Origin of the sequence: Tissierella simiarum, assembly GCF_018917865.1 — a bacterium.
GTDB classification, from domain to species: Bacteria; Bacillota; Clostridia; order Tissierellales; family Tissierellaceae; genus Tissierella_C; species Tissierella_C simiarum.
Map to the genome: position 1 here is coordinate 416,325 of NZ_JAHLPM010000001.1, position 17,376 is coordinate 433,700.

The 17,376-nt window shown below is 31.1% G+C and carries 17 protein-coding genes; 1 reads left to right on the plus strand and 16 read right to left on the minus strand.

Annotation, left to right across the window (positions count from 1 at the left end):
* Window positions 1-118: 118 nt before the first annotated feature.
* Window positions 119-1,015, minus strand: a complete 897-nt coding sequence (galU, locus tag KQI42_RS02080; RefSeq protein ID WP_216516219.1) for a UTP--glucose-1-phosphate uridylyltransferase GalU — start codon at window positions 1,013-1,015, stop codon at window positions 119-121.
* A 504-nt stretch (window positions 1,016-1,519) separates the two neighbouring features.
* On the opposite strand from galU, the gene KQI42_RS02085 reads away from it, so the two are divergent.
* The gene (locus KQI42_RS02085; RefSeq protein ID WP_216516221.1) at window positions 1,520-2,872 is read left to right on the plus strand and encodes a hypothetical protein; all 1,353 of its coding nucleotides are present in this window, start codon (window positions 1,520-1,522) and stop codon (window positions 2,870-2,872) included.
* 193 nt (window positions 2,873-3,065) lie between these two features.
* Here KQI42_RS02085 and KQI42_RS02090 read toward each other — a convergent pair whose 3' ends face one another.
* The 15 genes from KQI42_RS02090 to KQI42_RS02160 form a co-directional block, all read right to left on the minus strand.
* On the minus strand, window positions 3,066-3,206 hold the full coding sequence (locus KQI42_RS02090; RefSeq protein WP_216516403.1) for a hypothetical protein: 141 nt from the start codon (window positions 3,204-3,206) through the stop codon (window positions 3,066-3,068).
* Complete coding sequence (locus KQI42_RS21605; RefSeq protein WP_216516224.1) at window positions 3,172-3,339, minus strand: type II toxin-antitoxin system prevent-host-death family antitoxin; 168 nt, start codon at window positions 3,337-3,339, stop codon at window positions 3,172-3,174. The genes KQI42_RS02090 and KQI42_RS21605 overlap by 35 nt, the downstream gene beginning before the upstream one ends.
* 179 nt (window positions 3,340-3,518) lie before the next feature.
* Window positions 3,519-4,040 (minus strand): VanZ family protein, encoded by a 522-nt coding sequence (locus KQI42_RS02100; RefSeq protein ID WP_216516226.1) that lies wholly within the window; start codon window positions 4,038-4,040, stop codon window positions 3,519-3,521.
* A gap of 176 nt (window positions 4,041-4,216) precedes the next feature.
* Window positions 4,217-5,074, minus strand: a complete 858-nt coding sequence (locus tag KQI42_RS02105; RefSeq protein ID WP_216516228.1) for an SDR family oxidoreductase — start codon at window positions 5,072-5,074, stop codon at window positions 4,217-4,219.
* 4 nt (window positions 5,075-5,078) lie between these two features.
* Window positions 5,079-6,137 (minus strand): mannonate dehydratase, encoded by a 1,059-nt coding sequence (gene uxuA, locus KQI42_RS02110; RefSeq protein WP_246565999.1) that lies wholly within the window; start codon window positions 6,135-6,137, stop codon window positions 5,079-5,081.
* A 32-nt stretch (window positions 6,138-6,169) separates the two neighbouring features.
* Window positions 6,170-6,961, minus strand: coding sequence for a sugar isomerase domain-containing protein (locus KQI42_RS02115; RefSeq protein ID WP_216516230.1), 792 nt, complete (start codon window positions 6,959-6,961; stop codon window positions 6,170-6,172).
* Window positions 6,928-8,208, minus strand: coding sequence for a neutral/alkaline non-lysosomal ceramidase N-terminal domain-containing protein (locus KQI42_RS02120; protein ID WP_216516232.1), 1,281 nt, complete (start codon window positions 8,206-8,208; stop codon window positions 6,928-6,930). The genes KQI42_RS02115 and KQI42_RS02120 overlap by 34 nt, the downstream gene beginning before the upstream one ends.
* Window positions 8,195-9,472, minus strand: coding sequence for an AGE family epimerase/isomerase (locus KQI42_RS02125; protein ID WP_216516233.1), 1,278 nt, complete (start codon window positions 9,470-9,472; stop codon window positions 8,195-8,197). The genes KQI42_RS02120 and KQI42_RS02125 overlap by 14 nt, the downstream gene beginning before the upstream one ends.
* Window positions 9,473-9,474: 2 nt before the next feature.
* Window positions 9,475-10,977 carry a sodium:solute symporter family protein gene (locus KQI42_RS02130; RefSeq protein ID WP_216516235.1) on the minus strand — a complete coding sequence of 501 codons (1,503 nt, stop codon included), beginning with the start codon at window positions 10,975-10,977 and terminating at the stop codon, window positions 9,475-9,477.
* A 79-nt stretch (window positions 10,978-11,056) separates the two neighbouring features.
* Window positions 11,057-12,235 (minus strand): N-acetylglucosamine-6-phosphate deacetylase, encoded by a 1,179-nt coding sequence (nagA, locus tag KQI42_RS02135; RefSeq protein ID WP_216516237.1) that lies wholly within the window; start codon window positions 12,233-12,235, stop codon window positions 11,057-11,059.
* A gap of 17 nt (window positions 12,236-12,252) precedes the next feature.
* Window positions 12,253-13,020 carry a glucosamine-6-phosphate deaminase gene (locus tag KQI42_RS02140; RefSeq protein WP_216516238.1) on the minus strand — a complete coding sequence of 256 codons (768 nt, stop codon included), beginning with the start codon at window positions 13,018-13,020 and terminating at the stop codon, window positions 12,253-12,255.
* Between the two features lie 26 nt (window positions 13,021-13,046).
* Window positions 13,047-14,102, minus strand: coding sequence for a LacI family DNA-binding transcriptional regulator (locus KQI42_RS02145; RefSeq protein WP_216516239.1), 1,056 nt, complete (start codon window positions 14,100-14,102; stop codon window positions 13,047-13,049).
* Window positions 14,103-14,490: 388 nt separating this feature from the next.
* Window positions 14,491-15,747 carry a TRAP transporter large permease gene (locus KQI42_RS02150; protein ID WP_216516240.1) on the minus strand — a complete coding sequence of 419 codons (1,257 nt, stop codon included), beginning with the start codon at window positions 15,745-15,747 and terminating at the stop codon, window positions 14,491-14,493.
* Window positions 15,747-16,250 carry a TRAP transporter small permease gene (locus KQI42_RS02155; protein WP_216516241.1) on the minus strand — a complete coding sequence of 168 codons (504 nt, stop codon included), beginning with the start codon at window positions 16,248-16,250 and terminating at the stop codon, window positions 15,747-15,749. The genes KQI42_RS02150 and KQI42_RS02155 overlap by 1 nt, the downstream gene beginning before the upstream one ends.
* A gap of 91 nt (window positions 16,251-16,341) precedes the next feature.
* Entirely contained in the window at window positions 16,342-17,376 is a 1,035-nt protein-coding gene (locus tag KQI42_RS02160) for a TRAP transporter substrate-binding protein (RefSeq protein ID WP_216516242.1), read from the minus strand.

Genomic DNA, 17,376 nt, shown 5'->3' on the forward strand with positions numbered 1-17,376 from the left:
TTATCTTTTAATATTATCTTTTTCGACACATAAATAACGAAACAGATATTAAGTACTATGTTTACACATACTTTTTGCATAAAAAAACTAATCCATTAGGATTAGTTTTTATCACCTACTATTTAATATCTATATTATCGTTTAATATATTGTTCTTGGTTATCTCCATTAGATAACTAAAGAAATTCTCTCTTAAATCTTCCCTTCTTAATGCAAATTCCACAGTAGCTTCTAAAAAACCTTGTTTATCTCCTACATCATATCTTCTTCCTTCAAAATTATAAGCATACATAGCTTCTTTTTTAGCTAATTCCTTTAATGCATCAGTAAGCTGAATCTCTCCACCCTTTCCTGGCTGTGTATGCTCTAGTATTTGAAATATAGCAGGATTTATAATATACCTTCCCAAAATAGCTATATTAGACGGTGCATCTTTTACATCAGGTTTCTCTACTAAATCCTTTACCTTGTATACTCTATCTTCTATATGTTTTCCATTAACAATACCATATTTGTTCACATCTTCTTTAGATACTTCTTGAACTCCTAAGATTGTTGCCTTATATTCTTCATAGGCTTCAATCATTTGTTTTAAACAAGGTTTTTCAGAATAAACTATATCATCTCCCAATAATACTGCAAAAGGTTCGTTTCCAATAAAGCTTTTAGCACAATAAATAGCGTGCCCTAGTCCCTTAGGTTCCTTTTGACGTATATAATGAATGTTTACCATATCAGAAATCTTCCTTATTTCTTCAAGTAAATCATCCTTACCTTTTTTCTCTAATTCTAGTTCCAATTCAATAGATTTATCAAAATGATCTTCTATACTCTTTTTATTTCTTCCTGTAATAATGAGTATTTCTTCTATCCCAGAGTCTACAGCTTCTTCAATAATATATTGTAAAGTAGGCTTATCCACAATTGGCAGCATTTCTTTTGGCTGTGCTTTCGTAGCTGGTAAGAAGCGTGTACCTAAACCTGCTGCTGGAATTATAGCTTTACGTACTTGCATTTTTTATTTCCTCCTTAAATAAATACTTGAAAATTGTAGTTTATTTTTAAAACATTTATATTAATCATTGAAATTTGTACTAAATTTAGACTTAGCCTATCACATCTAGTCTACAACAAGACCAATAAACTGTAAAGAACCTTAACCAAGTTGTAAATATAAGATTTAAATATTTTTTATGGCATAATTGAACTTTGTTGCAATTTTACAACATAGCACAATTTAGCCTGTTAAACACAACAATTATCAACATAATATATGATTAACTATGTTAAATAGATAGCAATATTAGTTGCAATTATGCAACTAATATTGTTTTTTATTTTATAAGAAATTATCCTAAAACAATTATAGATAGGTTCTAGTGAGGTTAATGCTTATATAAACCCTTATGTAATTTTATAGACATATCTTTTGGCACTGTAATTGCTTTATATAAATATAGGTAAACAAAAAAATTATAAAAGAAATTATTAAACTATCAAATGGAAAGGAGAGAAATATATGGCTTTAAAGAGAGAACATGGTCAAGAACATCCTTACATACCAGCTGGCATATTTAAAATCAGACTTCCCTTTGTTCATTATAGATGGGAAAGGTCTGAGGCCCTACAAGCTATATTGATGTGTGCCACTTGTTTAGGAGCAATACCAATTCTAACTGAAAATTTAGGACTATCCTTTGATATTGCATGGAGCATGGTCATAATTAATGGATTTTTATATTGTATACATGCCTTATTAGGGGATCCTGTAGTTCCAGGATGGATAACTCCATCTATTCCTCTTACTATTGCTTATTTAAGTAAATTTGCCATTGGTACCGAAAGAATACATGCTTTAATAGCACTACAACTTATAGTTGGATTAATATTCATAATTATGGGAACAACAGGTATAGCAGGTAAAATGATGAAGATAGTTCCCAATTCAATAAAAGCCGGTATCCTATTGGGAGCAGGATTTTCTGCCATAATAGGAGAGTTTAAAATAGGAGGAAGATTTGAACTATATCCTATATCCGTTACTATAGGTTCTGCATTTGCATTTTATCTATTGTTCTCTGAAAAATTTAGACAGTTAAGAAAGAAAAATAGATTTTTTAATAGTATAGGTAAATATGGTATGCTTCCTGCAATAATAGTAAGTATTATAATTGGACCTATTGCTAAAGAATTACCTATACCTGAAATAGAAATAGGCTCAATAATTCATATTCCCAATTTTTCAACTATAATAAAAACTATTAGTCCTTTTGGAATTGGTTTTCCAGAAGCTAAATTATTTATATCAGCTATACCTATGGCTATAATGGCATATATAATAGCTTTTGGAGATTTTGTTACTAGTGAAGCTTTGATTAATGAAGCTGATGAAATAAGAAAAGACGAAAAAATTGACTTCAATTCAAACAGATCAAATTTAATAAGCGGTTTTAGAAATATAATAATGGCATTGATAGCACCTTATGTACCACTATGCGGACCATTGTGGGCAGCCGTAACAGCTGCTGTATCCCAAAGATATAAAGAAGGTAGGGAAGCTATGGATTCTATATTCGGTGGTGTAGGGACATTTAGATGGATGACCTTCATCTCTGTTACTCTAGTTCCTATAGTTTCTCTTGTTCAACCAGTGCTTCCAGTAGCATTATCACTGACATTATTGGTTCAAGGATACATATGTACAAGACTTGCAATGGATATCTGTGATACTGATTTAGATAAAGGTATTTCAGGAGTTATGGGGGCAGTATTAGCTACAAGGGGAGCTGCTTGGGGATTAGCCATTGGAATAATCCTTCATTTAATACTGAGTAATTCTAAAAAAAGTGAGGTAAATAAAGTTATTAATTAATTTTATACAAAGATTTTATCTTCATACTAAATACAAATGAAAAGTCAAAAGCATCTGTCTAACAGATGCTTAAAGTATATCTTCATATTTTCGACGACCATAAAGTATTCGCATAATAACCACTTGTTTCTCAACATAAATATAACTATAAATCTGCTCTAGATCATAATTCGCTTTTTGTATAAATTTTAATCTATGGATATTCTCTACAATTCTTCTTTCTCATTTTTTCAAAAACATTTTCAGCATCTAAAAGTAGTTCACCGTTTTTAACCTGTGTCTCTGCTTCGGTAAGTTTTCTATATAAATCTGCTCGAGCTATCCTCTCGTTCATACGTTTTTATGCTCATAATAACTAAATCTCCATAGCCATTTTTGGTTATAAAAATCGGTTCTTGTTTGCTATTATAAAGTTCCGAAATTTCAGTTGTATTTCTCAAGTCCTTTATTGACCTAATTTCAGGCATAGCATCACTCCTCCGTTAATATTATGCCTTAATTTAATACCCTTATATCCTCCGAGATAAACAACAGAGGTTTTCGGGCATTTTCTATAAAATTATCCTTCTCATCATGCTTGAACCCTTATTATCACTTCGTATTCCCCTACACATAGCTAATATTACTTTATGACAAAATCATACATCTATAATATTTTATCTTTTTTTCTGCGAATTTTACTAATTATTTTACATATACCAATTCCAGTAGCTGCTCCAGCACTGTCAATAAGTACATCTTTTACCTGTGCACCTCTACCTGGTACAAATAACTGATGTACTTCATCTGATATAGCATAAAGTATACAAATACCTAAAGCTATGGCAAAAGCTTTAAAACCGTTAATGCCTTTTCTATTTACAATATTCATAACCAATACTCCAAGTATAAAATAAGCAAAGAAATGTGCATTTTTTCTTAACAAGTGATTAAATCTATTTATATCTATATTTGCATTAGGTATAATCTTTTCTAATGTTTTTACAATAACTTCAGTTATTCCTTTACTTAAGCCATTAGATTTCTCTACTACCTGAGATGATAAATAAAAAATCAGAACTAGCCAAAGTATAACTATTGTCCATGAAATTAGGATATAAGCTTTATTTTTTCTTCTAGTCATGTTATACACTTCTTTTCCATTTAATTTTTCTATATTGGCTTTCAAGAATTAATATAGTATTGTCCTATTTTATCATATGTTTATATCCAATTCCAATAGGAATAATCAAATGTAGATAAAAGAAAGCCATCACTAGCAATTCTAACTGCTAATAATGACTTTCTTATCTTTTCTATCTTTTCGTAAATTAGATAATAGAAAATAACTACTATATAGAAAATCTATACCCCTGAATAAGCTAAAAATCCTCCGTCTACAGGTATTACAACTCCATTAACAAAGCTAGATGCTTCTTCGTTTACTAAGAATAATAAAGCTCCAATAAGCTCTTCTGGTTTTCCGAATCTATTCATAGGTGTACTATTTAAAATTTTTCTTGATCTATCTGTATAGGAACCATCTTCATTTAATAATAATTTTTCATTTTGACTGGTTAAGAAAAATCCTGGTGCTATACCATTTACTCTGATTCCAACTTTTGATAAATGGACAGCTAACCATTCTGTAAAGTTAGAGATAGCTGCTTTAGCACCTGAATATGCTGGTATTTTAGTCAAAGGAGTATATGCATTCATAGATGATATATTTATTATAGTACATCCTTTTCTTCCTACCATATCTTTTGCAAATTCCTGGGATGGTAAAAATGTTCCCAAGAAGTTTAAATCAAGTACAAATCTAATACCCTCTCCATCTAAGTCAAAAAAAGTTACATTATTTTCATCAGTATTGTTTAAATCTTCTTCATATAAATATTCTTTTGTAGTAGTACCTTTAGGGTGATTGCCTCCTGCTCCATTTATTAAAATATCACAGGGTCCCAATTTTTCTAAAATCTCAACATGAGCTTTTACTAGACTTTCTTTATTTAAGACATCTGCTTCAATGCCTATGGCAGTGCCCCTATTATCTATAATTTCCTTTACTTTTTTATCTAATTTTTGTTGATTTCTGCCAAGTAAAGCAATCTTAGCGCCACAGGCAGCTAATGCATCTACCCATAAACTCCCTAGTACGCCTGTCCCTCCTGTAACTACAGCTACTTTGTTACTTAAATCAATTTTAAATGGTAGTTTCATAATCTCACTCCTTATTTACATTATCTAATGTTTCCCAAATACCTGTTATATACATTGCACCAAGAGCTCTGTCATACAATCCATATCCAGGTTTACCAGTTTCACCCCAAATCATTCTGCCATGATCAGGACGAAGGTAGCCATCAAATTTATTTTTATGAAGAGCTTTCATTATTTCAACTATATTTAAAGAGCCACAAGATGAATAATGAGCACTTTCTTCAAAACTGCCATCATCTAACAATTTAATGTTTCTTACATGCATAAAGTGTATTCTGCCTTGTGCTGAATATTTATCCACCATTCTAACTATATCATTAAAACTTCCACTTCCTAAAGAGCCAGTACATAGAGTTAATCCATTATATTCACTATCTACGAGTTTCAAAAATCTATCTAGGTTTTCCTCTGTTGTAATAATCCTAGGTAATCCAAATATAGACCATGGCGGATCATCCGGATGTATTGCCATTTTTACGTTACTTGCTTCAGCTACTGGTATTATTTCTTTTAAAAAGTACTCTAAGTTAGTCCAAAGGTCTTCTTCATCAATTTTTGAATATTTATCAAATAAATCCTTAAGGTCTTCTTTAGTATAACTTGAATCCCATCCTGGTAGTGATAATTCCCCCTTCAGTGGGTCCATCTTGTCAATTTGATCCTTGTAGTACACAAGGGCAGTGGAGCCATCTTCTAATTTTTTATCTAGTTGAGATCTTGTCCAATCGAATACTGGCATAAAATTATAACATATAACTTTTACTCCTGCTTTTCCTAGATTTATAATGTTCTGCTTGTAGTTCTCTATATATTTATCCCTGCTTGAAAAACCTAATTTTATATCTTCATGTACAGGAACACTTTCTATAACGTCAAAGTTTAAACCTGCTTTTTCAACAGTTTCTTTTAGCTTGTTTATACTTTCCATACTCCAAACTTCACCAACTGGTACATCATATATTGCTGTTACTATACTATCCATACTAGGTATCTGTTTAATATATTCTATTTTTACTGGATCCTCTTCTCCATACCACCTAAATGATAGTTTCAGATTAATCAACCCCCTATTATTTATATTTTATTCTTAATAGCCTATAGCCATCTAACTTTTCCTTTAAATCTTTCCATAAATTGTTTGTTCCAATCATCGCCACCATCCGAGTTCCCACTTTGCCAAATAGGCGGCCTAATACCTTCTTCAACTAAATTATTTATAGTTTCAACCACTAGAGAATTTAAAACAAAAGCATTAGCAAAAGTTGAAAGAGCACCAACTTTCTGCTCCAATCCTTCTATTTTAAGTACTGCGTCTCCAACTTCGATCTTACAATCCAAAGCATAATCTACAATTTCATGAAGATTTTTCTTAGAAGGATGTCTTGCTACATGATCCGAAGGTGTAGACTCAGCATGAATAAAAGAAGATACTCCAATAGTTGTAGCACCCAATCTTTTAGCTTCTAGTGCTGAATCTATTACGGCTGAATTAATTCCATATGCATTAGCAATTATTAATAAATCACCTTCACCTATATTATTATCTCGTACTACTATTTTTCCGTACCCTGGTAATCTCTCAATCTCCATAGATCTTAATGCACCATTACTAAGAAGTGTTCCACCATCTAATATAGCACTAACGTGCATTAATCCACCTGCTCTAAAAAATATTTCTTGTGAAGCTAAATTAGAATGTCCACCTGGTCCCCATATATAAACTAATTTATCTTGTTTTATATGTTTTGATAATACTTTTGCCACTTCTTTTATCTTAACTTTTTCTTCTTCATATATTTTTCTAATATGACCAGTTACTGCCTCATAATACATATCTATTATATCAACTTTCACTAAATCACATCCTTCATTAGATTTTCGACACATTCTACCATGGCCCCCTTTATAAGGTTGTCAATTTCCGTAGAATATTTCCCTGGTAATCCAAAATAATAAATAAAATCTTCTGATTCATATCCGCCTTCCAATAGCTGTTCTCTCGTAGCTAAATATCCAATCATCCCATTAGAACAACCTAAGGTTAAAAAATTAATATCCTTATATTTTTCTTTTATATATAAAGCATATTCAGTAACTACTTCTCCATTTAATGTAATTATCATTAGGTTCCTTGACAACTTAATACCTTGAACATGAAGATAAATGCCATCTATTTCTTTCTCTGGATGTTCTTTAATAAACTTAATCCATCTAAGAAAAAAGTCATTATTTTCTGCACTAAAAAGTTTATTTTCTTGTTGAATAGATAGATCCATTGGCATTTTTATTTTTAATGAATAACTATCTAGTTCAGACTTAATTATCTTTCCATTCTTTGAAATAATTTTTATTATCTTATCACTAATTTGATTTCCAAGGTTTTCTACTGTTTCAAAGGTTCCACGGAAAAATTCTTCTCCAATTATAAGTTTTGGTCTAATATTACCTGAAAATCCTTGTAAAAATAAAACTATACTACCTTCAAATTTATCCTCTAGGTTCTTACATATGACCCCAGGATAATCAGTATTTATATAGTTATCATCGGTTACGTTAGCATGTAGTGCATAGTTAATAAGAATTGATTCTACTTTCCCAGATTTTACATTGTTAAATTTTATTAGGCTACACGTATTATCTATTTCTCCTTGATAGTTTGGTTTCATCAATATTTTGCCATTTTCTTTTAACCTTCTATTGACCCCAAAGTACATTTTATCTTCGATGTATTCCACATATACATCTATTGGATTCATAAAGACAGAATCCAATAAATGTATAACTTTTTCTTTCAAAAACTGTGAATAGCTTTGGCTATATTCTCCAAGTTCAGGCAGCATATCTTTTGGTAATAAAGGTCCACTGTGATTATGAGTGGCTGAAAATATTATATTTTCCTTACTAATCAAATATTTTCTTTCTATTATACTCCTAAGTTCTTCTACTACTTCTTTACTCCAAAATAATATATCAGCAGTAAATATAGCCACTTTTCTATTATCTACTTCCATTATTAAAACCCTAAGATATAAATTATTTTTTACACCTACATATCTACTATCTCTATGGGCAAATCCTCCTAGCTTTAACTTTTCTTGAGGAGTTATATCAATCTTACCTTTATATATTTTCATATTCCTCGTCCCTTTCATGCAACAGGTCTAGAATTAACATGAAATTTCTAAGTATATGAAAAGGATCTTTTACAGGAAGTGCTACTACTTTGTTAATAGGTTTTCCTTCCCTATCTCTGATCTGAATCCATTCCCCGATTTCTCTATTAGGGTTTGGGAAAGTATGGAACACATATTTATGTGCCTCATTATATATTTTTAGCATGTCCTTATCTTTAGTTTTAAAATAGAGAAGCAATGATGTATAAAGAAGTTCTGAATGAGGCCACCACAGCTTATAATCCCAAGTATCATTAATTAGTTCTTCAAACTTGTCCCCAATAAGCCTTCCTTCTGGCTTTAACCCCTTATTCCTATTAACAAATCTTAATAGTCCTCCAAATTCCTTATCCATTCCAATATCCAATGTAGAATTAAATATATCCTTTATCTTATTAATCCTATTATCATATCCACCTAATGATTCAAGACCATGAATTAAAAACCATAAACACTCAATAGTATGACCAGGATTAATATGGTTGTGTAGTAGTGTATCCTTGTACTCATCTATTTCCGTTTTCAATTCACATATTGTATTATTCTTTTGTACATGATAGTCAAGAATTTCATCAATTTTCTCTTGCAATAAATTTTCTAGTTCCAAGTCATATTTAAACCCTGTGGCTCTACTAGTTTCTAGACATTCTTGAAGACAATTGGATAAAATCATAGGTATAGAATGAGACCTAAAAGCCTTATCGACTGGATATGGTTCAGTCATATAATCACCAGAATCTATCCTATCCATAATGCTGTTTAGAACTTTATTTGCATACTCTAAAGCCTCTTTGTTTCCTAAAAATCTACCATATGCATTAAAGCCAATCAAAACAAAGGTATCAGCAAAAATACTAGTATCCATTCTTCCATCAAAATCTATCTTACTTCCTTCTCTAGTCAAAGCATAGGCACATTTAAAGTCATCTAAGAAAACATTGTCTTTAAGAAATTGGAAGGTTTTAGCTGCCATATCCTTTATTTCTGATAAATCTAAATTCAATTTATCTTCACTAACCATTATAAATAGATTACTTACAAGCCATAAAAATCTTCCTTGAGACCAAGTATATTTATCTTTTGAAGAAAGCTCTGTGCCTTGATTATTGAAGCAGGTATATACACCTCCAAATTCACTGTCATAGGCTCTTTTCCAGAATGGGAAAAAGTTTTTCTCAATTTCTTCTCTATAAAACTTCCTTAATTCTTTAAAATTGCTATACACTATTAAATCATCTCCTTTTTGGAAATGGCTTCATCTGTATCAAGATATAACAATAATTCTTCTACTTCTGCTGGTACTTCTTTCTTTAACATTTTGTTTATAAGCCCTAATCCTGTATATATTATAAAGGATGTAAGGATTGGTAAAACTAGACCTAAAGCTGGAGATACCTCTAAACCTAAGTATTTTGTAGCAATGAAAATCATGAATCCTCCTATTGTTGATAGAATTGCTGCTCTATTATCTGAGTGCTTAAATCTTGGGAACAATCCACATATTAATGGTATTGCTGTAGGTCCTAGTAATGCTGCAAACCAACCTAAAATCAATCCTACTACATCGCCAAATACATCTCTAAATAATGCAACCAATATTGTCAATACAATAAAAATTACTGTAGTAGTTCTAGCTAAAACTAAAGAGTCTTTACGTTTCTCAAATTTTTCTGATATGGCAGGTAATATATCTCTAGTAATAACAGCAGATATAGTATTTGAATCTGAAACTGTCATAGACATAGTGTTAGCAAACATAGCTGCCAATACTAATCCTACCAATCCTGGAGGTAAAAACGTTGTTGTTAATGTAGAATAAAGATCATTTGCAGGGTTCTCCATTCCTGGAAATAATATAGGTCCTGCCCACATAGGGAAGAATAATATTAAAGGCCATATAAAATATAATATTGCTGATAGTCTAGCAGAACGTTTAGCATCCTTACTTTCACTTGTAGCTATAAACTTAACTGCTAAGTTCCAAGTTCCACCTGTGTAACTTAAAAAGTTTATTACTAGCATAGCTGTAACGTATAATGGTGTATATGGTCCATTGAATAAATTAGAGTTACCTGGTGGCAGCTGATCCCATATTGTAAAGATAGCAGACGGTCCTCCTAGCTGTTTTAATACTGCGAAGAAAAGAACCAATCCTCCTGTAATTTGTACGATAAACTGTGCAAAATCTGTCATTAAGTCTGCAAACATTCCACCAATAGAAGCATAGAATAAAGATACAAATCCTGAAATTAAAATACCAAGCCATATAGGTAATCCTGTAAATCCAGACAATAGAATACCTATTGATGCCCACTTTGCTCCAACATCCAATAATTTAACTATAACTCCAGACCAAGCAGTTAGTTGTTGGGCAGACAGTCCATATCTAAGTTGCATATATTCAGTAGGTGATTGAATATTTAGCTTTTGTCTTAATCTAGGCCATCTTGGAATTATAGTTATTGAGCCAAGAAATATTGCAATTGAAATCCCTACAGCCCAGAAAATATACAATGTAAATCCATATGTATAAGCTATTCCTGCATAAGCAACGAAAACTGCACCACTATAGCCAGACACGTGATGTGATATTCCTGATAGCCACCAAGGTACTTTTCCTCCACCTAGAAAGAAGTCTGTTGAATCCTTAACTTTATTTTTGGAATACCACCCTATACCAACCATAATAAAGAAAAACAGGGTTATTGCTAAATAGTCTAAAGCATGCATATTAAATCCTCCCTTTATTTATTTATAAGTAAAAGTAAAACTTTGCTTAATTATATTTAAAGCACCTCCTTCGCAATTTTTAGTCAACAGTTTTACCTTTAATTAATACTTTTTCTACATTAATATCTTCATCAAAAAATACTAAGTCTGCTTCTTTTCCTCTTGATATTGTTCCCTTTCTGTTGTCTATTCCCATTATTTTAGCTGGTGTAGCCGTTATCATTTTTATGGCTTCAGTTAATGGAACTTGTACATCTTTATACATAACTCGAACTAACATATCGCTAGTTGCAACACTTCCTGCAAAAGCTGATCTATCTGGTAATTTTGCTACGTTGTCTTCCACAATAACTCTTTGTCCATCTTTTATGCTTCCTAATATATACTCACCTTCAGGCATTCCCGCACCTCTCATGGAATCAGTAACTAAGCATATTCGGTCACTGCCTTTTATTTTATATATCAACTGTATTAGTTCAGAAGGTAAATGAGAACCGTCTGCTATTATCTCTACTGTCATTTCATCTATGAGATAGGTACTCTCTACAACTCCTAAATATCTATATCCATTGATTCTCTTTAACATTGACATTGCAGAATAAAAATGAGTCACATGGGTATATCCATTTTCAAAAGCTTTATATACGTCTTCATAAACAGCTGCACTATGAGCTATAGAAGGTAATATATTTCTTTTTCTAAGTTCAGTTCCTAATTGTAAGGCACCGTCTAATTCAGGAGCAACAGACCATCTTATAATTGCTCCATCTCCAATATTAAGAATCTCTAAATACTCATTGGGATCAGGATTTTTAATATATCTAGGATCCTGAGCACCTTTCATTTCCATACTAAAATATGGTCCTTCTAAATGTAATCCTAGAAATTCAGGTCCATTGGAACTTTTTTGTGCTTTCTTAAAAGATTCAATATTTTGGATTAACTCTTCACGAGAACTGGTAAGTGTGGTAGGCACTATAGTAGTGGTTCCATGCTTTAAATGGGCCAATCCACCTCCAATAAAATCCTCATATCTTCCATCCATAAAATCAAACCCACCGCCGCCATGAGTATGAATATCTATAAATCCTGGTGAAACATATAATCCATTTGCATCTATGATGTTTATCTCATCTTCACTGATTTCCATAGGTTCTTCATGAACATCTAAAATATATCCATCTTTTATGACGACAGTAGCATTTTCAATAATTCTATAGGGTGTAATAATCTTCCCATTCCTAATAGCAGTAATCATGGTAAATCCTCCTTATTCTATAAAATATGTTTTGCTGAATCTGGATCTAAGTAAAGAGTTGCATTATCATGGTTTCTTAAAATAGTAGATGGACAGTCTTCACTTATATCTCCATCTATTGTCCTCTTTACAGCATTTGCTTTTGTTGCAGCAGGTACCATACAGAAAATTCTTTTAGCACTCATTATCAAAGGAACCGTTACGGTTGCAGCCGTTTTTGGAACTTCTTCTAAGCTATCAAAACATTTGTCATTTACCTGTTGCTGTCTGCAAGCTTCATCTAATATTACTTCTTTTATTAATAATTTATCTTGAAAGTCTGCTACTCCTGGATCATTAAATGCAATATGTCCATTTTCTCCAATTCCAATGAAAGCTACATCTATTGGATTATTTTTAAGTATGGATTCATATCTAGATAATTCTTCTCTAACACCTTTAATAAAATCCATAGAATATACGTTTTTAAAAGGTACCTTATTAAATACGTTTTCATTTAGGAAATGTACAAAACGTTGCTTTGAATCTTTCTCTAAACCTATATATTCATCAAGATGCATAGCATTAACTCTTGTCCAATCAATAGATTTTTCCTTTGTCAGTTCAAGTAAAAACTCACTTTGAGATGGTGCTGCTGCAAAGATAACATTAACTTCTTCCTTTTTATCTAGCAATTCTTTTAAGCATTCTATTGCTTCTTTAGCAGCACTACTCCCCATAAATTCTCTTTCTGAATACACTTTTACATTCATTTTGTCTACCATAAATTCTTTAATTAATGACATCAAAATCCTCCTCTATATAATAATTTTTATTTAATTGGTGTATTTATAGGAGCTGTTGACTCTCCTTTTACTAAAACTGGCTGCAAAGAAACTGAAATATTCTTTCTTGTTTTATCCATTACACTTAGATAAAGCATTTCTGCAGCTAACCTGCCCATTTCATAAGTACACTGGTCAACAGTAGTTAGTCTTGGACTAATAACTTCTAGAATATCTATATTGTCAAACCCTACTATTGAAACTTCTTCTGGTACTTTTATTCCATGGAACTTTAGTTCTTTTAATACCTTTAGAGCTATTACATCGTTAATGCAGAAAATAGCAGTTGGTCTATCTTTTAACCGCAATAATTCTTTTGTGTAATATTCATTATCAGTATGATCCAAACCAGTGTTTTCAGATTTCTCCACTAGCTCTGGAAATGTAAATATTAATGATTCTTCTACTTTTATATTGTGAGATACTAAACAGTCCTTATATCCTTCAAATATTTTCTTTCTACTATGTCTAGTTAGATATGGACTAATAAAGGCTATTCTTCTATGTCCAAGATCAATTAAATGCTTCGTTGCGAGATACCCGCCTTCTCTATAATCAAAAGAAACTTTATTACAATCTATATCTACTATTTGATCGAAAGAAACTACTGATGCACCTGTATAACGAATGTTATTTATATGATCTACTGAACTTGCAACTGAAGAAATAATAATACCTTTTATCTTTTTTTGTATTAAAGATTCTACATAATATTTTTCAAGGTTTTCATCTCCGTTTGAATTGCATAATAAAACTCTCATCTTATTTTCTGCTGCAAATCTTTCTACAGCCAGCACCAGTGTAGAATAATATGGATTACTTAAATTAGGTACTATAACACCAATTTCTGATAATCTTGATTTAGTCACATATTTTGAACTAGAAGGTCTATATTCCAATTCTTCAGCAACATCTAAAACGAGTTTCTTTGTATCGTCACTTATTGGATAATTAGCCCCACTCAATACTCTTGAAACTGTTGCAGGGGATACGTTTGCAGTATTAGCAATATCATATATTGTAGGTCTTTTAACCCTAGTCATCTTATCCCTCCTATTTTCCTTCCACATAATATTTATTTGTTTCTGTTTGTTTCCCTTTCTGTTTCTTTAAATTTCTTAATTTAATTATATTTCTTATTTTTCAAAATCTATATATAAAGCAATTTTCCTATTTATGGCATTAATTCTTATATTTTTTCAGAATGTTACTTAAAAAAGTAATCAATAGATAATAAAAAGACATAGTTTCTCTTCACTATGTCTTTTTATTTGTTTCTGTTTGTTTCCCTTCTTGTTTCTTTTTATTTCTTAATTATTTTATATTTATAACTAAAATCTTTCTAAACCATTGTTTTAAGCTTCAATTACATAATTTATTTTCTATAAATAAAAAACCGCTCACATTGAAGTAAGCGGTTTATATTACAATCTACTTTATTAACATTAATGACAATTGTGGTACAAACGTAATAATCAATAAATCTATAATCAATAACAGAATAAATGGTATACTTCCACTTATTACATCTGATAAAGATGATTTACTTATACCCGAAGCTACAAACAAGTTCAACCCAAAGGGTGGAGTTAACATTCCAATTGATAAATTGACAATCATAATAACCCCAAAATGAATTGGGCTAATACCTATATTCATAACAATAGGAATAAATAAAGGTGTTAAAATAAGTACAGCAGCACTTGAGTCCATAATCATACCTACAAATAATAATATAACGTTAATTGCAAGTAAAATCAAAATAGGAGAACTTTCAAACTTTAGGACACTTTCAGCAACTTTTAAGGGAACCTGTTGGAAAGTTAAATACCAACTAAATATCTTTGAGTTTGCGATAACAAACATTATCATAGCAGAAGTTATTACAGACCTTCTGGAAATAGCAAGTACATCTTTAAAATCTATCTCCTTGTATATAAAAATAGAAATAACCAAGCTATATACTATAGAAACTGCCGCTGCTTCTGTAGGAGTTGCAATTCCTAAGTAAATACCACCTAGAATAATAATCGGCATTAATATACTAAAAAAAGCTTCACCAAAGGAAGTTATTACCTCTTTAAATGTTGGAAAATCTGATTTCTCATGTTTTTTAACTCTAGAATAAATATAACTATATACAATTAAAGTTAATCCAATAAAAATTCCAGGTATTATAGCAGCAATAAATAAATCACTTATGGACTGTTCTGAGACAACACCATAGGACATCATTGTGATGCTTGGTGGAATAACTATTCCAAGGGACCCAGCAGCGCATAATAGGCCTACTGTAAACTTACGATCATATTTATTTTCAACTAAATTTGGAATCATTACTCCTCCTACACCAGCTACCGTAGCAGGACTAGAACCAGATAATGCAGCAAAAAACATAGAAGAAATTACTGCAGTAATGGGCAATCCGCCAGTTATCCAACCAAATAATTTATTAGCAAAGTTTATTAACCTCTTTGAAGCTCCTCCCTTTAACATAATGTCTCCAGCAAAAATAAAGAAAGGAATAGCCATTAGACTAAAAGAATCTACTCCTGAAAACATCTTCTGCACAGCAGTATCTAAACCTATACCACTGCTAAGCATTGCTATAATAGATGAAAGTCCAGTTGTTATACCTATGGGAACTCCAAGTAAAAGTAATACTATAAAGGATACTAATAATAACATTATTTCACCTCTCTTTTAATATCATTAAATCTAATTAAATCATTGAACTTGTTTTTAAAATTTATTATGTAGCGTATCAACATTAGAAATACTCCAACTGGTACTGAAGCATAAGGTATATAAAGCGGAACCTTTACAGATGTAGCCATTGAGCCTATTGCCATAGCATTTTTCAACATATTTATACCAGCTATTATAATGATGATACAAAATATAATATTTATAATATCTACTATCATGCCTACCAATATCTTGGCTCTACCAGATATTATGGAAAACAATGCATCCATATTAACATGAGCATTGTCTTTTACTGCCATACTACTACCAATAAAAATAAACCACGCTATCATCATTCTTGATACTTCTTCTGACCAAGATATTGAATAATTGAATTTATATCTTAATATAACTTGTACAAAAACCAATAAAGATGTTATTATCAATAAGCTAGAAGCCACAGCATCCTCTACTTTATTTAATACTTGAAATATTTTTTTCATAAGAACCATCCTATCATTTTATATTGTAAAAGCATATTGATGTATGAAGGACTAATTCTTTTATTTGTCCTTCATACATTGTTATCACTGATTATTTCGTATATTTCTCTACTAATTCTAATAACTCTTGTCCATTTTCCATCTTTAAAAATTCATCGTATGCTGCTTGTGTAGCTTCTCTAAATTCTTTTTTTGCAGCATCATCAAATTCGTCAATTATCATACCTTTATCTTTTATTTCCTTAAGATAATCAGCATCCATTTCCGCAGTCTTTTCCCATTGCCATTCAGTGACTTCCTTGGAAACCTCTTTTACAAGTAATTGCAAATCTTCTGGTAATGATTGGAATTTATCTTTGTTCATTATAAACACAAATCCCATAAACCCATGATCACTTATAGTTAAATATTTTTGTACCTCATAAAATTTTCTAGTGGCTATATTTGCATAGGGATTTTCTTGTCCATCCACAGTTCCCGTTTGTAAAGAGGAATATAAATCACTAAAAGGTACGGAAATTCCACCTGCATTTATAGCCCTAAATTGTGTAACTAAAAGTGGACTTTGGCTTACACGAATTTTTAAACCATCTAAATCCTTTACACTTTTTATCGGTAATTTTGAATTTGTTAATTGTTTAAAACCTCCACCCCAATATCCTAACGAAACCAAACCTTTAGCTTCTAAATATTCATTTAATTTCTCACCAACTTCACCATCTAATGCTGCAAAAACCTCTTCACTGGTATTAAATAAATATGGTAAATCAAACAACTCAAACTCAGGAACAAAAGATGTAATAGTAGATAAAAATGGAGCATTCATATCTAGTGTTTTAGCTAATATTTGTTCATTAATTTCTTGATCTGTACCCATTTGTGAATCTGGATATATGGTTACCTTAATTCTTCCATTACTTCTCTCTTCTATCATTTCTTTAAATTTTTCGGCTGCCATTCCTTTTGGTGTTGTTGGTCTAACAACATGGGCAAATTTTAATTCATATACATCCTTTTCAGTCCCACTACTGGTCTTTTCAGAGTTTCCGCAAGCAAACAGTGGTAAAGCAAGTGCACATATAATTATTGAAACTAATATTTTCTTAAAAGTTATATTTGATTTCAT